A 16,170-nucleotide genomic window follows, 5' to 3' on the forward strand; every position below is an offset into this window, starting at 1 on the left:
ATCTAGGCGCTCGTCCCCGGGACCACCAGGCCGGACTCGTACGCGACGACGACCAGCTGAGCCCTGTCACGCACGCCGAGCTTGGTCATCGACCTGCTCACGTGGGTCTTGGCGGTGGCACCGCTGATCACCAGGTGCTCGGCGATCTCCTCGTTGGACATGCCCCTTGCCACCAGGGTCACGATCTCGCGCTCTCGGTCGGTCAGGCGCTCGAGGGCGGGCGCGGGAGCGGGGCGGGGAGGGGTGCTGACGTACTCCTCGATCAGGCGGCGCGTCACCGAGGGCGACAGGAGCGCGTCGCCGCGGGCGGCCACCCGCACCGACTGGAGCAGGTCGCCGGGCTCGATGTCCTTTTGCAGGAAGCCGCTGGCCCCGGCCCGGAGCGCGGCGAAGACGTACTCGTCGAGCGCGTAGTTCGTCAGGATCACCACGCGGACGCCGTCGAGGTCGGGGGCGGCGCCTATCCTGCGGGTGGCCTGGATGCCGTCGAGCAGGGGCATGCGCACGTCGAGCAGCGCCACGTCCGGGAGCAGGCGCCTGGCCAGCTCCACGGCCTCCACGCCGTTGGCCGCCTCGCCGACCACGGTGATGTCGTCGGTGAGCTCCAGCAGCGCCCGGAAACCCGCGCGGATCAGCGGCTGGTCGTCCGCCAGCAGCACCCTGATCACCGCGGGACCCGCACCGCCGACCCCTGTCACGTCGGGACCTGTCACGTCGGGACCCGCACCGCCGACCCTGTCGGACGCCGTCATGCCGGGACCCGGACGGGCAGCTCGGCGCGGACCGCGAAGCCGCCGTCGTCGACGGGGCCCGCGGTGAGCGAGCCGCCGATGGCGACCGCGCGCTCGCGCATCCCGATCAACCCCATCCCCGGTCCGGCCGTGCCCGCCTCGCCGTCGTTCTCCACCCGCAGCACGATCTTCGACGGATCGTATTCGACCGCGACCGTGACCGTCGCGGCGCCCGCGTGGCGCAGCACGTTGGTCAGCGCCTCCTGGGCGATGCGGTACGCGGCCCGGTCCACCTCGGGCGGCAGCGCGTACGGCGTGCCGGCCACGGTGTGCGCCACCCGCAGCCCCGCCCCCTCGGCCCTGGAGACCAGGCGCGGCAGCCTGGACAGCCCCGCCTCCTCCGGCTCGCTCTGGCGCAGCACGCCCAGCGTGGCCCGCAGCTCGCGCATCGCCTCGTGCCCCGACTCCTTGATCGCGGCCAGCGACTCCCTGACCCGGGCCGGGTCGCGCTCCAGCAACTGCATGGCCACCGTCACCTGGACGTTGACCACGGAGATGCTGTGGGTGAGCGAGTCGTGCAGCTCCTGCGCGATCCACAGCCGCTCCTCGCCGGCCCGGCGCAGCGCCGCCTCCTCGCGGGTGCGCTCGGCCTCCTCGGCGCGCTGCTCCACCGCCCGCAGGTAGGCGCGGCGGTGCCGGGTCAGCTCGCCGATCACCACCATGGCCACCAGCCACCCGCTCAGCAGCCCCATCCAGCTCCCCGGGGGCGGATCGTCCTCGGCGATCGCCATGAGCCCGTACATCCCCGTGGCCAGCGCCAGCGACAGCCAGATCGCCGCCTTGCGGCGGCCGAGCGCGGCCAGCGTGTAGATCGAGGCCAGCGCGGGCGCGGAGGTGAACACGCCCGGATAGTGCAGCGCGTAGTAGACGACCCCGGCGGCCGCCGCGACCACGCCCGCCGCCAGCGGCGCGGTGCGCCGGAAGGCCAGCGTCAGCGACGCGACCACGATCAGCGTCAGGCCCGCCGGGTCGAGGGGGCGCTCCAGCGGGCCGGTCCACGAGAGGTCGGCGTATGTCCCTCCCGTGATCGCCACCAGGGCGGCCGCCGCGACGAGGGCGTCGGTTCTCCGGCTGTCCATGCTGACAAGGTAGGTGACCGGGCCGGGGCCGGTCGTCGCCCCAGGGTTGTATGTTCGCGGCCCTGGTGCAGGCCCGGCGTCATCCCACGGTTGTACGTTCGCGGCCCCGGACGGGCGGCGTACTCCACGGGGGGTATGCCGGGAAGCCCTCCTGCGTGGGACGCGGCCGCACGGGTCCTGCCTGGAGCATTCCGTGCATGACCGCATCACCCTCCCCTCCGCCCGGCTGGATCGTCCGGTCGCTGCGCGTGCTCGCCACCGCGCACCTGGCGGGGGTGCTCGGGCAGGCCGCGCTGGCCGGGCTCTTCGTCACCGGCGACGTCGACCTGCTGGCCTGGCACCAGAACAACGCCGGGTTCACGCACGCCCTGCTCTACCTGCAGCTCGTCGCCGCCGTCCTGCTGTGGCGGCCGGGACGTGGACCGGGATGGCCCGCCCTGGCCGGTCTGGGGCTCGTGGCGCTGGAGACGGCGCAGGTGGCGCTGGGGCAGTGGCGGGTGCTGGGACTGCACTTCCCGATCGGCATGGCGATCTTCGGGCTGTCCGCCGTCTTCACCGCCTGGACCTGGCGCGCGTTCCGCCGCCGCGGAGCCGGCGCGGAGGTCGCAGCCGGCGCCGACCGCCCGAGCGCCGCATGAGCGCCCTGACCAGGCGAGGGTTCCTCGGGGTGCTGGGCGGGACCGCGCTGGCCGCCGCCGGGTGCGCCGAGATCTCGGGAGAGCTGCTGCGCAGCCGGCTCGCCCTGCCCCGGCCGTTCACCGTGCCGCTCCCGATCCCCGAGGTCGCCCGTCATGTACGCCCCGGCCGCTACGAGCTGACGCAGCGGGCCGCCAAGATGGAGATCATCCCCGGCACGACCACCGAGGTCCTGGGCTACGGCGGGACCTTCCCGGGGCCCACGCTCGACCTGCGGCGCGGCAGCCGCGTCACGGTCGCCGTGCGCAACGAGCTGAGCGTGCCCACCTCCACCCACCTGCACGGCGGCGTCACCCCGCCCGGCTCCGACGGCTACCCCACCGACCTCGTGGCGCCCGGAGGCGGGGCGAAGGACTACGACTACCCGCTGGAGCAGCGGGCCGCCACGCTCTGGTACCACGATCACCGGATGGACTTCACGGCGCCGCAGGTGTGGCGGGGGCTGGCCGGGATGGCGCTGGTGCGCGACGACGAGGAGGACGCGCTGCCGCTGCCGAGGGGGGAGCGGGAGCTGCCGTTGATGATCTGCGACCGGGCGTTCGAGGAGGACGGCTCCTTCCGGTACCCGAGCCCGCCCGGCGGCGGACACTCAGGTCATACAGGTCACATGGCGGCGGTCGACGGCGACTACATGGAGGGCGTCGAGGGGGACGTGATCCTCGTCAACGGGGCGCCCTGGCCGGTGGCCGAGGTGACGGCCACCCGCTACCGGCTGCGGCTGCTCAACGCCTCCAACGCCCGCCGCTACCGGCTCCGGCTCGCGCCGGGCGGCCGGTTCACGCAGATCGGCAGCGACTCCGGCCTGCTGGCCGCGCCCGTCGCGCACGACGAGCTCCCGATCTCGCCGGGCGAGCGGTACGACGTGGTCGTCGACTTCTCCGCCTACCCCGTCGGCAGCGCGGTCACCCTCGTCAACACCCTCGCCGACGGCCCCGCCCGCAACGTCATGCGCTTCGTCGTCGCCCGCCGGGCCGCCGACGACACCGCCGTACCGGCCGTGCTGTCGCGCCCGCCCGGGCGCGTGGCGCCCGTGACCACCCGCAGGTTCGACTTCCGCAGATCAGCGGAGGGGGTCTGGGCGATCAACGGCCACCCCTACCGGCCCGGCGTCCCGCTGGCCCGCCCCCGGCTGGGCACCGCCGAGGTCTGGCGCCTGTCCAGCGACTTCCACCACCCCGTACACGTCCACCTGGCCCACTTCCTGGTGCTGGCCAGGAACGGCCGGGCCCCCGCCGCCCCGGACGCGGGGTGGAAGGACACCGTGGACGTGCGCCCGTACGAGGTGGTGGACGTGCTCGCCCGCTTCGACGGATACCGCGGCCGGTACATGCTCCACTGCCACAACCTGGAGCACGAGGACATGGCGATGATGGCCGACTTCGAGGTGATCTGACCCGCCAGCAGCCTGCCCGGCCGGGTAGGGAAGACTTTCATCAGACTCGTCTGATGAGAATGAGGAGCAGGCATGCACATCGTACGGTTCGTCAGCCCTTTGACCGACGCCCCCGCGGTCGGCGTCGACGACGGCGAGCAGGTGGTGGAGCTGGCCGGCGTCACGACCGTGGCCGAGCTGCTGCGGCTCCCGGTCGAGGGGCTGCGCGAGCGGCTGGCGGGGGCGGGCGGGCCGGGCCACCCGTCCGCGTCCGTGCGGCGGCTCGCGCCGGTGGACGGGCTGATGGAGGTCTGGGCGGCCGGCGTGACCTACCGGCGCTCGCGCGAGGCGCGGGTGCTGGAGAGCGAGCGCGCCGCCGACGTGTACGAGCTCGTCTACGACGCCGAGCGCCCTGAGCTGTTCTTCAAGTCGGTGGCCTGGAAGGTCTCGGGTGACGGCGGGCGCATCGCGGTGCGGTCGGACTCCGGGATCGACGTGCCGGAGCCCGAGCTCGGCCTGGTGCTGAACACGGCGGGGGAGATCGTCGGCTACACGGTCGTCGACGACGTGAGCTCGCGCACCATCGAGGGCGTCAACCCGCTGTACCTGCCGCAGGCCAAGATCTACCTGGGCGCGTGCGCGGTCGGCCCGGCGATCAGGCCCGTGTGGGAGGTGTCCGACCCGTACGCGCTGGACATCACGCTCACGATCGGCAGGGGCGGCGAGACGGTGTGGGACGGCAAGGCGTCCACGTCGGGCCTGCACCGGCGCCTCGACGAGCTGGCGGGCTACCTGTTCCGCGCCGACTCCTTCCCCGACGGCGCCGTGCTGGCCACCGGCACCAGCCTGGTGCCCGACCTGCCGTTCACGCTGCAGGACGGCGACACGGTGACGATCGGCATCGCCGAGGTCGGCACCCTGACGACCACCGTGGTCAGGGGCCTGGAGGCCATGCGCCTCCCGGTGTGAGCCCTGCCGCCGCCGTCCTCGGGGGAGGAGGGCGGCGGCCCGGGGTCAGTCGCGGTAGGTGCGGACGTAGTCGAACTGGGCGAGGGCGCCCGACCGGTTCATCGAGATCAGCCCGATCCTGAGCGGCCCCTTCGCCGGAAGGGTCCACACGCCGTTGCGCACCCAGCGCCGGCCGTCCCGGCTGGTCGCCGCGCGCACCTCGGTCTCGCCGTTGGCCGCGTCGAAGTGGTACGACATCCGCAACCACATCGTCCTGGCCGCCGGCCCGCCGAACATCGGCCCGTTGAACACGGCGGTCGGCGGCGTGGTCGTCGGCCGCTCGCCCTCCTTGAGGAACTCGCTGACCTGCAGCACCGCCCCGTTCCCGCGGGCCAGCGGCAGCACCGAGTGGGCCATCTTGAAGTACCGGTCGTCGTTCTCGTACAGCACGAGCCCGGCCTGCTGGTTGCCCTGCGTGGGCGCGAAGTCCAGCTTCGCCTCCACCGTGTAGTCGCCCTGCGGCGCCTCCCGCAGCAGCACCGAGGCCGTGTTGGTGCCCCGGTGCAGCTCGGCGTCCTGGGTGGGCCAGGACAGCACGCCGCCGGAGACGGCGACCCCGGGCGCCGGGCCGCGCACCCACTGCCACTTCGCGCCGATCGCCGTGCCGTCGAACTCGTCGCTGAAGTCCGGCAGCAGCTCCCCGGGCGACGGCTCGGGCACCCGCCGCGTGACGGGCGTGTACAGCCCGGCCGCGCCGACGTTGTCGGCGTCGGCCGCGCCGCGCGCCACCGCGCCGACCGAGCCGGGGCGGGCGGCGGCCCGCGGCAGGGGACGCGTCTGCTCGGCGACCGGGTCGCCGAGCTTGTCGCCGCTCACCTGGACGGTCAGCCGCGTGCCGCGCAGCTCGGCGACCACGGTGTGCCAGGTGCCGAGGTCGAAGCCGGCGGGCAGCGCCGTCGCCTGCGCGCCGCGGCTCGTGCCGCCGATCACCACGTCGGTGACCAGGGCGTCGCGGTCCTTGTCGAGCCAGGCCACCACGTGGTTGTTCCGGTTGACGTGGGCGAGCGTGAGCCCGGCCGCGCCGGAGGACACCCGCAGGTCCGCCTGCGCCCGCACGTCGGCGTCCGGAGTCTTCTTCGCCGAGACCACGTAGGACAGGGCGCCCGTGTGGGCCGCGTACCCGTGGGCGTCCTGGCCGCTCCTGGCCTGCCAGCCGGGCCCGGCCTGCCAGGCGTTCAGGGAGCCCTCGCCGAAGGTGCCCCCGGCGTCGTACGAGGTGACCGGCGCGGGCTGGGCGCCCTCCGACGGACCGGCCCCCGCGCGGACCACGGGCCAGCCGTCGATCCAGTCCAGCCGGTCGATCAGCAGCGGGCGCTTGGTCAGCCCCGAAGGCCCGTTGGTGATCGGCGGGAAGTCCGGGTCGGCCGTCGAGATGGCGTGGTAGACCAGCCAGTCCTGGCCGGACAGGTCCGTGACGAAGCCGCTGTGGCCCGGCCCGGCCCAGCGGTTGCCGTTCGCGCCGACGACGATGGCGCCCTTGGAGGTCAGCTCCATCAGGTCCACGCCCTCGTCGTCCGTGAACGGGCCGAGCGGGCTGGTCGCGCGGCCGGCCTTGACCTGGTAGCCGCTGTAGGAGCCGTCGCAGCAGCCGGCGTCGGAGTAGAACAGGTAGTAGAAGCCGCCGCGGCGGACCACGTACCCGCCCTCCATCCGGCGGCCCCTGGCCACCTGCGTCACCGGGCCCTCGACGCGGGTGGCGTCGGCGTTCATCCGCGCGGCGCAGATGGTGTCGTAGCTGCCCCAGTACAGGTAGTGGCTGCCGTCCACGTCCGTGAACTGGGCCTGGTCGATGCTGAACGTGGGGCACGCGTCCTGGGCGGCGGCCGGGAGCACGTCGCCCCGGTCGGTCCACGGCCCGGTCGGGCCCGGCGCGGTGGCCAGGCCGACGTCGCCGGAGGCCAGCGAGTAGTAGAGGTAGTACCGGCCGTCGACGTACCGGATGTCGGGGGCCCAGAGCCGGGCGCCGCCGTGCCAGGCGGGCTTGGTCTGCGGGGTGAAGACCTCGCCGGCGTACTCCCAGCTCACCAGGTCCTTGGAGCGCAGGATCGGCAGCATCCGCTCGCCGGCCTCGCCCTTGCTGCTGAACACGGGGTTCTGGGTGCCGTAGGCGTACCAGAGCCCGTCCCTGGCGTGGATGACCGTCGGGTCGGGGAGGGAGTCGACCACGCCGGCCGAGACCGGGTTGGTGAACAGCCCGGACAGCAGGGCGGCGACGCCTAAGAGGATCTTCATCCGGTGGTGCCCTCTTTCTCGAAAGCGCTCAGCGTGGGGTCGTAGTCCGAGGGGCCGATGTCGTACATCGGGGTCATCCAGTGGTAGAAGTTGTCGCCGCGCTCCCGCAGCAGGTCGTACAGCCTGCGCATCAGGCGGCGGCGGACCGGGGCCAGCTCGGGGTGGGTGTAGCGGTTGCTCAGCTCGTACGGGTCGGCGTGCAGGTCGTACAGCTCGTTGACCGACTCCGGGTTGACGACGAGCTTGTAGCGGTCGTCGCGGAGCATCCGCTGCGGATAGGGGAAGTGGTGTCCGTGGAACTCGGCGAGCAGCTCGCCCGGCCACTCCGGGCGCTCGCCGCGCACGAGGGGCGCCAGGCTGCGGCTGTCCACCGCCGGCCCGGTGTCGCAGCCCGCCAGCTCCAGGATCGTCGCGGTGCAGTCGGTGAGGGTCACGAACTCGGTCCTGACCTGCGGTTCCTCGCCGGGGATGCGGACGATGCCGGGGATGCGGTAGATGTCCTCGTACATGGCCGGGCCCTTGTCGTGCAGCCGGTGCGCGCCGGTGAACTCGCCGTGGTCGGCGGTGAAGAAGACCGAGGTCTGGTCCGACAGACCCAGCTCGTCGAGGCGGTCGAGGATCCGCCCGAGCTGCCGGTCGATCAGCGTCACGTAGCCCCAGTAGACCGCGATCAGCTTCCGCGTGACCTCGATCGGGATCGTGTCGAACGTCCAGTGCTCGCTGTAGTTGCGCTGCACCGGCGGCTTGCCCTCGAACGTCTCCGCGATCGACGGCGGCAGCTCCACCAGCGCCGGGTCGTACATGTCGAAGTACTCGTCCGGCAGCAGGTAGGGCAGGTGGGGCCCGAAGAAGTGCGCGGCCAGGAAGAACGGCCGGCCGTCGGCCGCGTACCTGTCCAGGTGCTCGATGGTCCGCGTCGCCAGGTAGTGCTCGAACGTGGCCTCCTCCGGCTGGTGCAGCCGGGCGGCCAGCAGGTTGCCCTGGTTGCCGTTGGGCGTGGTGCCCCGGATCAGGTCCGAGATCCGGTACGGCGGCAGCCCCCGCTCCTCCAGGTACGCCAGGTAGTCGGGATGATCGACCGGGTTGTGCCAGCCGGGCAGGTCGGGCCCGTCGAAGCCGTAGGAGGCGGCGTTGCGCGTGGTGCCCCCGTGCCACTTGCCGATCAGCCCGAGCTGGTAGCCGCGCTCCTTCAGCGCGGCGGGGAAGGTGAACGCGTCCTCCCGCAGGTCCTCCAGGTAGCCGACGTTGCGCTCGTAGTTCGCCAGCAGCCGGTGCCGGAACGGCGCCTGCCCGGTGAGCAGGCTGGCCCGCGCGGGCGTGCAGATGGCCGTCGGCGTGTAGAACCGGTCGAACCGGGTGCCGGTCGCGGCCAGCCTGTCCAGGTTGGGCGTGGCCACGTGCGGGTTGCCGTAGCAGCCCAGGGTGTCGACGCGGTGCTGGTCGGTCATCAGGAACAGCAGGTTCACTTGCTGAACGCCTTCTCGTAGAGGTCGCCGGTGTAGTACGTGGCCGGGTCGGGCCGCGACTTGAGCTGGCCGGTGCCGACGAAGAAGTCGCCCAGGCTGTTCAGCCACTTGGCGACCGTGCCGTCCTTGGTCTTGGCGACCAGGTCGGCCGTCGTCATCGTCTGGACGTTCGCCGCGTCGGCCTTGACCTTGGCCGGGTCGAGCTTGAGCAGCGCGGCGGCCTCGGCGATCGCCTCGTCGGGGTGGGCGGCCCGCCAGTCGTTGGCCTCCTGCAGCACCTTGATGACCTTGCCGGTGAGCTCCTGGTCCACCTTGGCGCCGCCGACGAACGCGGTCGGGAACGAGTTGTCCGGGAACTCCCTGGTGCTGGCCACCTCCACCACGCCCGGCACCTTCTGCTTGATCGTGTCGATCAGCGGGTACCAGATGCCGGCGCCGTCGATCTGCCCGGCCGAGAACGCCGACACGACGGTGGCCGGGTCCATCGGCACCTTCTGGATGTCCTGGACGGTCATCCCGGCCTTCTTCAGCGCCAGGTTGAGCACCATGTCGCCGGACGTGCCCTCGGGCACGCCGACCTTCTTGCCCTTGAGGTCCTGCATGGTCGAGATGCCGGGGCGGCCGATGACGCGGTCGGCGTACGCGAGCGTGTTGATCGCGACGACCTTGGCCTTCCCGGAGGCGGGCAGCCACATGGCGCCCGGGCCGATGTAGCCGAAGTCGAGGTCGCCGGCGCCGAGCGCCTGGATCTGCAGCGGCCCGTTGGTGAAGACCTTGATCTCGGGGGTGAGGCCCTGCTTCTTCCACAGGCCCTGCTTGTTCGCGATGGCGAGCAGGCTGGCGCCGTTGTAGTCGCTGATGTAGCCGAAGCGGACCGTGGTGCCGTCGCCGGAGCAGGCGGTCACGGAGAGTGCCAGCACGGTCGCCGCCGTGGCGGCCGTCAGGGCGCGGCGAAGAGAACGCATGGCGGGTGGCTCCTTTCGGGAGAGGGTCAGGCCGCGGGAGCCTGGTGGTAGACGGAGTGCCAGACCTCGTTGCGGATCCGCCCGAACTCGGGCGAGAGCCGCATCTCCTCTGTTCTCGGGTAGGGCAGGTCCACGTCGATGACCTGCTGGACGCGGCCCGGCCTGGCCGCCATGACGATCACGCGCCTGGCCAGGTAGACGGCCTCGTCCACGTCGTGGGTGATGAACATGACCGTGCGCTGCTCCTGGCTCCAGGTGTCGAGGAGCTGATCCTGCAGCTGCACCCGGGTGAGCGCGTCGAGCGCGCCGAACGGCTCGTCCATGAGCAGGACCTGCGGGTTCACCGCGTACGCGCGGGCGATCGCGCAGCGCTGCTTCATGCCGCCGGACAGCGTCTTGGGCAGCGCGTCGGCGAAGTCGGACAGCCCGACCAGCTCGATCGCCCGCTCGGCCCGCCGCCTGCGCTCGTCGGCGGGCAGCTCGGCCAGCTTCAGCCCGAACTCGACGTTCTTGCGCACGGTCAGCCACGGGAACAGCGCGTACTGCTGGAAGATCACCCCCCGCTCGGGCCCCGGCCCGGTGACCGGCACGCCGTCCACCAGCACCTCGCCCGACGTGGGCTCGACCAGCCCGGCCGCCATGCTCATCAGCGTGCTCTTGCCGCACCCCGACGGGCCCACGACCGTGACGAACTCGCGGTCGGCGATGTCCAGGGACACGCGGTCGAGCGCGGTGAACGTGGTGTCCTTCATCGGGTACGTCTTGACCACGTCCCGGAATGAGATCTTGCTGTTCAACGGCGTTCCTGCCAGTCGGTGAGGTGGCGCTCGGCCAGCAGCAGCAGCCGGTCCATCAGCAGGCCGAGCACGCCGATGGCGATCAGGCCCACGAAGATCGTGGACAGATCGTAGTAGAGCTGGGCCTGCTGCATGCGGAAGCCCAGGCCCTCCTGGGCGGCGATCAGCTCCGCGGCGACCAGCGTGCCCCATGCCGAGCCGAGCCCGACCCGCATGCCGACCAGGATGAACGGCGTGGACGCCGGCACCACGACCTTGAGGAAGATCGTCCGGTCGGACGCGCCGAGCACGCGGGCGGCGTTGATCAGGGTCCTGTCCACGTCCACCACGCCCTGGAAGGTCGCCACGACGCTGGACAGGAAGGCCGCCAGGAAGATCACGAAGACCTTCGGCACCTCGCCGATGCCGAGGAGCACGATGGCCAGCGGGATGATCGCCAGGGGCGGGATGGTCCGGAAGAACTGGATGTAGGGCTCGAGCAGGCCGCGCGCGGTGGCGTACCAGCCCATGAGGAAGCCGATCGGGACGGCCAGCAGGGTGCCGAGCAGGAAGCCCAGCAGTACCCTGCGCAGGCTGGCCAGCGCGTCGCCCAGGAGCGTGCCGTCGGCGATCAGCTCGCCCGCCTTGGCCGCGACCTCCAGCGGCGTCGGCAGGGCCTGCACGCCCAGGACGCCCAGCAGCGTCCAGACGGCCAGCCCGGCGGCGACCGCGATCAGGTTGAGCGTGACGGCCCGCTGGGGACGCCTGGGAGCGCGCCGCGCCGCCGGTGATTTGGCCGGCATGGTGAGCTGGGTCATGGTTGCCTCCGCTTGATGTCCTCGAGGAGGTCGGGCGCGAGATCGGGGCCCGCGGGGTAGCGGGACAGCAGCGGGGACTCGTGCAGCACCAGGGCGATGCCGCCGAGGGCGCCCGCGGCCTCGCCGAGCGTGGCCCGGCGCAGGCTGACGCGGTGCCGGGAGACCGGCATGACCTGGGCGCGCAGCGCCCGCTCGACCGGCTCGATCAGCGCGGGGCCGGTCTCCGCCAGCTCGCCGCCGATCACGATCACGGACGGGCCGATCGCGTTGCACACGGCCGCGAGCACGCCGCCGATCGTGCCGCCGACGCCCTCCAGGAGGGTCAGCGCCGCGCCGTCGCCCGCCCTGATCGCCTTCACCAGCTCCGGCACGTCGTCGGCCCGCCCGCCCGCGGCGCGGTAGGCGTCCAGCACGGCTCTTATCGAGGCCACGGTCTCCAGGCAGCCGGTGCCGCCGCAGTCGCACGGCGCGCCGTCCGGGTCGACCGTGATGTGGCCGAACTCGCCGGACAGTCCGTACGCGCCCCGGTGCAGCGCGCCGCCGACCACCAGCCCGCCGCCGACGCCGTGGGACAGGCGCAGGTAGAGCACGTCCCGGTCACCGGCGGCGGCGCCCCAGATCGCCTCGCCCAGGGCGGCCAGCCTGGTGTTGTTGTCCAGCAGCACCGGCGCCCCGAACCGCTCGCGCAGCAGCGGCTGCACCGGGTGGGCGGGCTCGTCCGGCTCCGGGTCGTCCTCGGGCTCCGGGTCGTCCTCGGGCTCCGGCCAGCCGACCGGGCCGACCACGCCGGCGCCGATCGCGCTGAGCGCGCCCAGCCGCAGGCCGCCGTCGTTGAGCGAGCCGACGAGCCGTTCGGCCAGGTCCACCCGCTGCTCCCAGGGCAGGTCGGCGTCGTGCGGCTCGCTGGCCGAGCCGACGATCTCGTGGGCCAGGTTGACGGCGGCGACGTGCACCGCGCGGCGGGCGAAGTCGATGCCGATGGCCTGGCCGGCCTCCGGGTTAAGGGTCAGCGTCTCGGCCGGCCGGCCGCGGCCGCGCGGGGCGTCCTGCGGCCCGGCGGCGACGACCGCGCCGCCGGCGACCAGGCCGGCGAGGATGTCGTACAGGGTGGTGCGGGAGAGCTGGCAGAGCTTGCCGAGCTCGCCCCGGCTGAGCGGGCCGTGCTTGCGCAGCAGCCCGAGCACGAGCTCTTCGTGCCCGCGCCTCAGCTGCGCCAAGGGGCCACGGGGGTGTGACATAACGCGAAGTGTGCCGACCTTCCGGGTTTTTCGTCAATAACCCGGAAAAAACCCTGACTGTGGCGCTGAGCTGCGAGAACGCCGCGCGAAGGGTTTCGCGGCGCTCGTAACGTTCCGGTAACAGGGTGTGGGTGGCGATCGCCCCGGACTCACGATCCGGTTGACTTTCGTTTGGATGGTCGCCAAATTAAAGGCCCCAGCCGCTTCCGCCGGTGGCGCGGGGTGGGCGGGCACCGCCCGCCCGTCGACCGGTTCAGTGCAGAGGCCGGCCGGTCACCGAGAGCGGTCGTTCCTCCTGGGGGCGGCGCACGGAGGCGGGCGGTTGCGAGGGGTACTCGGGAGCGCAGCGCGTGCCGTTCGGCGGCAGCTTCAGGCTCGTCAGGTACGTCTCGATGTGGTCGCGGGCGCAGGTGCTGTTGCGGTACTGGCCGTGGCCCACGCCGTCGTACTCCAGGATCCTGACGTCGGGGATCTGCGCGGCCGCGGCGTAGTTCCAGGCCGCCGGCGTGCCGACGTCATGGCGGGCCTTGGGCAGCAGGGTCGGTGGGGTGCCCGAGATGTCCAGCCGGTGCTGAGGGTTGGTGACCTTGCCCTGCCAGCCCAGGCAGTAGACGACGTCCGACCAGAACGGTGACAGCTTGGTGTGCGGGTAGAGCGCCTCGAGCGCCTTGCGGTACTGGTCGAGCTGCCTGAAGCCGCTGATCTGCCACTTCCAGTCGGAGCACCAGATGGCCGGGTAGGCGTAGCTGACGGTCTCCGTCTTCGGGGTGGCGAAGGTGCGGAGAGCGGCGGCCTTGCCGGCGTCGAGGGCCTTCAGGGTCGTCGCGACGTCGAACCAGCTGCCGGCCGGGTCGTACATGCCGTCGAACAGGAACATGCGCAGCTGCTCGGCCGTGATCGGCTCACCGGTGGAGGGGTCCTTCAGCGTCCCCTCGGCCGCCTTGCGGTGCAGCCCGTCCCAGATCGCCGTGACGTTCTCGCCGTTGAGCGGGCAGGCCTGCGTCTGGCCGCACCACGTGACGAACGCCTTGAACGAGCCCTCGAAGTCCTCGGTGGTCGTCTGCAGATAGCGGAAGGCGGAGGTGATGCTGTGGTCCATGTTCGAGTCGATCGCCATGGCCCGCAGATTGCGCGGGAACAGCTCCGCGTACTGCTGGCCGACCTGGGTGCCGTACGAGATGGCGAAGAAGCTGATCTGCCGCTCGCCCAGCGCGGCGCGGATGGCGTCCACGTCGCGGGCGGCGCTCGTGGTGTCCACGTGGTCGAACACCGGGCCGGTGCGCTCGCGGCAGTTCTGCGACAGCTTCGCGTTGTAGGCGAGCCAGGTCCGGTACTCGCTCTCGTCGGCCGGATAGGTGGCCGGCATCTGTTCCACCAGGTCCCGGTCGCACTGGATCGGGTTGCTCCGCGCGACGCCCCGCGGGTCCACGCTGACCAGGTCGAAGTACTGGCGTAGCGCGCTCTCGGCGGGGATGGCGTCGTGGAGGATGAACGGGTTGATCCCGGAGGCGTCGGGCCCGCCGGGGTGCACGATCAGCACGCCGATGCGCTTGGCCGGATTGAGCGCCTTGAGCCGGCCGATCGCCAGGTCAAGAGCCGGGCCCGACGGGTTCGCGTAGTCGACCGGCACCTTGATCGTGGCGCACTCGCCGCCGTGGTCGCCGCACGCCGCCCAGCTGACCGGGGCGGGGGCGGCTGAGGCGGCCGTGGTCGTCACGGTAGCGAGCATCACACCCGCCAAAAGAGCGCTGACTAACCCTTTTCGCATGGGGCTCACTCTCGGTAATGGCTCAAGTCGGAATGGACAACCCACAAGATACATCATTTCGGAGCGCGTGCTCTATTATTCGACCGGTCGGCAGCCAGCCTGGCCCCGGTGACATCCGTGAGATCATTTCCTACGATCCGGCGTGAGATCGAAAGAAGGTCGTGGACATGCTCCGCACGCAACTGGCCGTCCTGGCCGCGGGACTCGTTGGAGCATCTCTGCTTTCCACGGTCGATCCGCGGCCGGCCGTGGCCGCCTCCGCCCTGACCTGCTCGGCGGTCGTGCCGGTGTACGGCATCGACGGCGGGGGAAAGCTGCGCTGGTACGGCCACCGCGCCGGCGCCTCCGGCGAGGACTCCTGGGTCGCCGACAGCGGCAAGGAGATCGGCTACGGGTGGAACACGCTGGCCAAGGTGTTCTCCGGCGGCAACGGCGTGATCTACGCGGTCGACGGCGTCGGGGACCTGAAATGGTACCGTCACCTGGATCCGGCGACCGGTGAGCGCGGCTGGGCTCCCGGCGAGCGCACGGTCATCGGCCATGGCTGGGGCGACTTCGTGGACATCGTGTCGGCCGGCTCCGGTGTCATCTACGCCCTCGACAGAGCCGGAGACCTGCACTGGTACCGCCACCTTTCGCCGACGACCGGCGAGGCCCAGTGGGCGCCGGGGAGCGGCAAGGTCATCCGCTCGGGCTGGACGGCGATCACCACCCTGATGACCGGCCGCGACGGCACCCTGTACGGCGTGAACACCAAGGGACACGTCCGCTGGTACGACCACACCGACCCAGTCGCGGGCGGCACCGCCTTCGGCCCGGGCACGGGACTGGTGACCGGCGAGGGCTGGACGGATTACCGCAGCCCGTCCGGCGCCGGAGCGGGAGTCGTCTACGCGCTCGACGCGTCCGGCCGGATGTGGTGGCAGCGCCATGCCGACCCCCTGGCCGGGGCGCCCGTCTGGCAGGACCGCCGCCCCCTGAAAGAAGGATTCGCCTCCTTCACCACCCTGTTCGCCGACGCCGCCGCCTGCTCGCCGGGCCAGTCCTTCACTGGTTACGCTCCCGGCAAATCCGGCCAGAACCTCTACTACAGCCAAGGCCGGGTCGGCGCCGTCCTGACGGAAGGCGCCCGGACCGCCGTCACCTACGGCCAGCAACGTAAGTTCGCCGAGCCCACGACCGAGGCGACCGTCTCGACCCGGGCCTGGGTCCGCCTGCTGCCCGGCCCGTGGTTACCCTCGGCGCCATGGGCGGCCTCATGGCCGGCGGCCAACATCGCCAGGACCGACGAGGATCTGCTGGACATCGCCACGCAGTACCTCGCGGACGCTCCCGCCAAGGTCCGTGATGGCGTGCGCTACGCGGGCGACGCCCACTACGGCCCCTTACTTCCGGACGGCACCCGGGAAGAGGGCTCGGACTTCAACGACTACCTCGGCCTCGCATGGACCTACGACGACAGGACCGACCCCCCGGAAGCCCGGCAGAAGGAGTCGCTGGACTGTTCCGGTTTCGTCAGGATGGTCCTCGGCTACCGCGGGGGCTACCCCCTGGGCATCGGCGACACGCTGAGCAAGTCCGCCCTTCCCCGCCGAGCCGTACAGATGGGCGACGAGAACGCCCCGGGGGTCACCGTGATCGACGGTGGAACGGCCAAACCCACGTCCTACGCGGAGCTGCAGACGGGCGACCTGCTGTTCTGGGACGCCAGCACGGACGACGGCACAGCCCTCGACCATGTCGGCATTTATCTGGGCATCGACTCCACCGGCAAACACCGGTTCGTATCCAGCCGCAAAACGGTCGACGGTCCCACGCTGGGCGACGAGGGCGGCCCCTCGACCCTCGACAGCGCCACGCTCTACGACCGCTCATGGCGCAAGGCCAAGCGCGCCTAGCCTCTGCCGACGCCCCCAGTACGCCGCCTGCCACCACGCCGTACGGGCGGGCGGCTGACGAGC

The 16,170-nt window shown here is 72.0% G+C and carries 13 protein-coding genes; 4 read left to right on the forward strand and 9 right to left on the reverse strand.

Features of this window, described 5'->3' with window-relative positions:
• Positions 1-2: 2 nt before the first annotated feature.
• Together H4W80_RS48950 and H4W80_RS48955 are read right to left on the reverse strand one after the other, a co-directional pair.
• A complete protein-coding gene (locus tag H4W80_RS48950) occupies positions 3-668 on the reverse strand; it encodes a response regulator (protein WP_192794186.1) in 666 nt (221 codons plus the stop codon).
• An 80-nt stretch (positions 669-748) separates the two neighbouring features.
• Entirely contained in the window at positions 749-1,870 is a 1,122-nt protein-coding gene (locus H4W80_RS48955; protein WP_192791323.1) for a sensor histidine kinase, read from the reverse strand.
• A 197-nt stretch (positions 1,871-2,067) separates the two neighbouring features.
• Here H4W80_RS48955 and H4W80_RS48960 point away from each other — a divergent pair, with 197 nt between their 5' ends.
• The 3 genes from H4W80_RS48960 to H4W80_RS48970 all read left to right on the forward strand — a co-directional run bounded on the left by H4W80_RS48960 (position 2,068) and on the right by H4W80_RS48970 (position 4,907).
• The gene (locus H4W80_RS48960; protein WP_192791324.1) at positions 2,068-2,508 is read left to right on the forward strand and encodes a hypothetical protein; all 441 of its coding nucleotides are present in this window, start codon (positions 2,068-2,070) and stop codon (positions 2,506-2,508) included.
• The gene (locus H4W80_RS48965) at positions 2,505-3,959 is read left to right on the forward strand and encodes a multicopper oxidase family protein (RefSeq protein ID WP_192791325.1); all 1,455 of its coding nucleotides are present in this window, start codon (positions 2,505-2,507) and stop codon (positions 3,957-3,959) included. Before H4W80_RS48960 ends, H4W80_RS48965 begins: the two co-directional genes overlap by 4 nt.
• A gap of 72 nt (positions 3,960-4,031) precedes the next feature.
• Positions 4,032-4,907: a fumarylacetoacetate hydrolase family protein gene (locus H4W80_RS48970; RefSeq protein ID WP_192791326.1), complete on the forward strand. Its 876-nt coding sequence runs from the start codon at positions 4,032-4,034 to the stop codon at positions 4,905-4,907.
• Positions 4,908-4,952: 45 nt separating this feature from the next.
• Here the strand turns inward: H4W80_RS48970 and H4W80_RS48975 are convergent, their stop codons facing one another.
• The 7 genes from H4W80_RS48975 to H4W80_RS49005 form a co-directional block, all read right to left on the reverse strand.
• Entirely contained in the window at positions 4,953-7,178 is a 2,226-nt protein-coding gene (locus tag H4W80_RS48975) for a family 43 glycosylhydrolase (protein ID WP_192791327.1), read from the reverse strand.
• On the reverse strand, positions 7,175-8,644 hold the full coding sequence (locus H4W80_RS48980) for a sulfatase family protein (protein ID WP_192791328.1): 1,470 nt from the start codon (positions 8,642-8,644) through the stop codon (positions 7,175-7,177). The genes H4W80_RS48975 and H4W80_RS48980 overlap by 4 nt, the downstream gene beginning before the upstream one ends.
• Positions 8,641-9,609: an aliphatic sulfonate ABC transporter substrate-binding protein gene (locus tag H4W80_RS48985; protein WP_192791329.1), complete on the reverse strand. Its 969-nt coding sequence runs from the start codon at positions 9,607-9,609 to the stop codon at positions 8,641-8,643. The genes H4W80_RS48980 and H4W80_RS48985 overlap by 4 nt, the downstream gene beginning before the upstream one ends.
• Positions 9,610-9,635: 26 nt before the next feature.
• Positions 9,636-10,406 carry an ABC transporter ATP-binding protein gene (locus H4W80_RS48990; RefSeq protein ID WP_185072180.1) on the reverse strand — a complete coding sequence of 257 codons (771 nt, stop codon included), beginning with the start codon at positions 10,404-10,406 and terminating at the stop codon, positions 9,636-9,638.
• The gene (locus tag H4W80_RS48995) at positions 10,403-11,203 is read right to left on the reverse strand and encodes an ABC transporter permease (RefSeq protein ID WP_192791330.1); all 801 of its coding nucleotides are present in this window, start codon (positions 11,201-11,203) and stop codon (positions 10,403-10,405) included. Before H4W80_RS48995 ends, H4W80_RS48990 begins: the two co-directional genes overlap by 4 nt.
• Entirely contained in the window at positions 11,200-12,441 is a 1,242-nt protein-coding gene (locus tag H4W80_RS49000) for an ROK family protein (RefSeq protein ID WP_192791331.1), read from the reverse strand. The genes H4W80_RS48995 and H4W80_RS49000 overlap by 4 nt, the downstream gene beginning before the upstream one ends.
• A 253-nt stretch (positions 12,442-12,694) precedes the next feature.
• Positions 12,695-14,158 carry an alpha/beta fold hydrolase gene (locus tag H4W80_RS49005; RefSeq protein WP_192791332.1) on the reverse strand — a complete coding sequence of 488 codons (1,464 nt, stop codon included), beginning with the start codon at positions 14,156-14,158 and terminating at the stop codon, positions 12,695-12,697.
• 218 nt (positions 14,159-14,376) lie between these two features.
• Here H4W80_RS49005 and H4W80_RS49010 point away from each other — a divergent pair, with 218 nt between their 5' ends.
• Positions 14,377-16,107 (forward strand): tachylectin-related carbohydrate-binding protein, encoded by a 1,731-nt coding sequence (locus tag H4W80_RS49010; RefSeq protein ID WP_192791333.1) that lies wholly within the window; start codon positions 14,377-14,379, stop codon positions 16,105-16,107.
• Positions 16,108-16,170 lie beyond the last annotated feature (63 nt).

This window comes from Nonomuraea angiospora, assembly GCF_014873145.1.
GTDB lineage: Bacteria > Actinomycetota > Actinomycetes > Streptosporangiales > Streptosporangiaceae > Nonomuraea > Nonomuraea angiospora.

Bases quoted from the DNA above. Each gene is read 5' to 3' on its own strand.
- H4W80_RS48960 (WP_192791324.1), top strand. From the start codon at position 2,068: ATGACCGCATCACCCTCCCCTCCGCCCGGCTGGATCGTCCGGTCGCTG.
- H4W80_RS48955 (WP_192791323.1), bottom strand. From the start codon at position 1,870: ATGGACAGCCGGAGAACCGACGCCCTCGTCGCGGCGGCCGCCCTGGTG.
- H4W80_RS48965 (WP_192791325.1), top strand. From the start codon at position 2,505: ATGAGCGCCCTGACCAGGCGAGGGTTCCTCGGGGTGCTGGGCGGGACC.
- H4W80_RS48985 (WP_192791329.1), bottom strand. From the start codon at position 9,609: ATGCGTTCTCTTCGCCGCGCCCTGACGGCCGCCACGGCGGCGACCGTG.
- H4W80_RS49000 (WP_192791331.1), bottom strand. From the start codon at position 12,441: ATGTCACACCCCCGTGGCCCCTTGGCGCAGCTGAGGCGCGGGCACGAA.
- H4W80_RS49010 (WP_192791333.1), top strand. From the start codon at position 14,377: ATGCTCCGCACGCAACTGGCCGTCCTGGCCGCGGGACTCGTTGGAGCA.
- H4W80_RS48970 (WP_192791326.1), top strand. From the start codon at position 4,032: ATGCACATCGTACGGTTCGTCAGCCCTTTGACCGACGCCCCCGCGGTC.
- H4W80_RS48995 (WP_192791330.1), bottom strand. From the start codon at position 11,203: ATGACCCAGCTCACCATGCCGGCCAAATCACCGGCGGCGCGGCGCGCT.
- H4W80_RS48975 (WP_192791327.1), bottom strand. From the start codon at position 7,178: ATGAAGATCCTCTTAGGCGTCGCCGCCCTGCTGTCCGGGCTGTTCACC.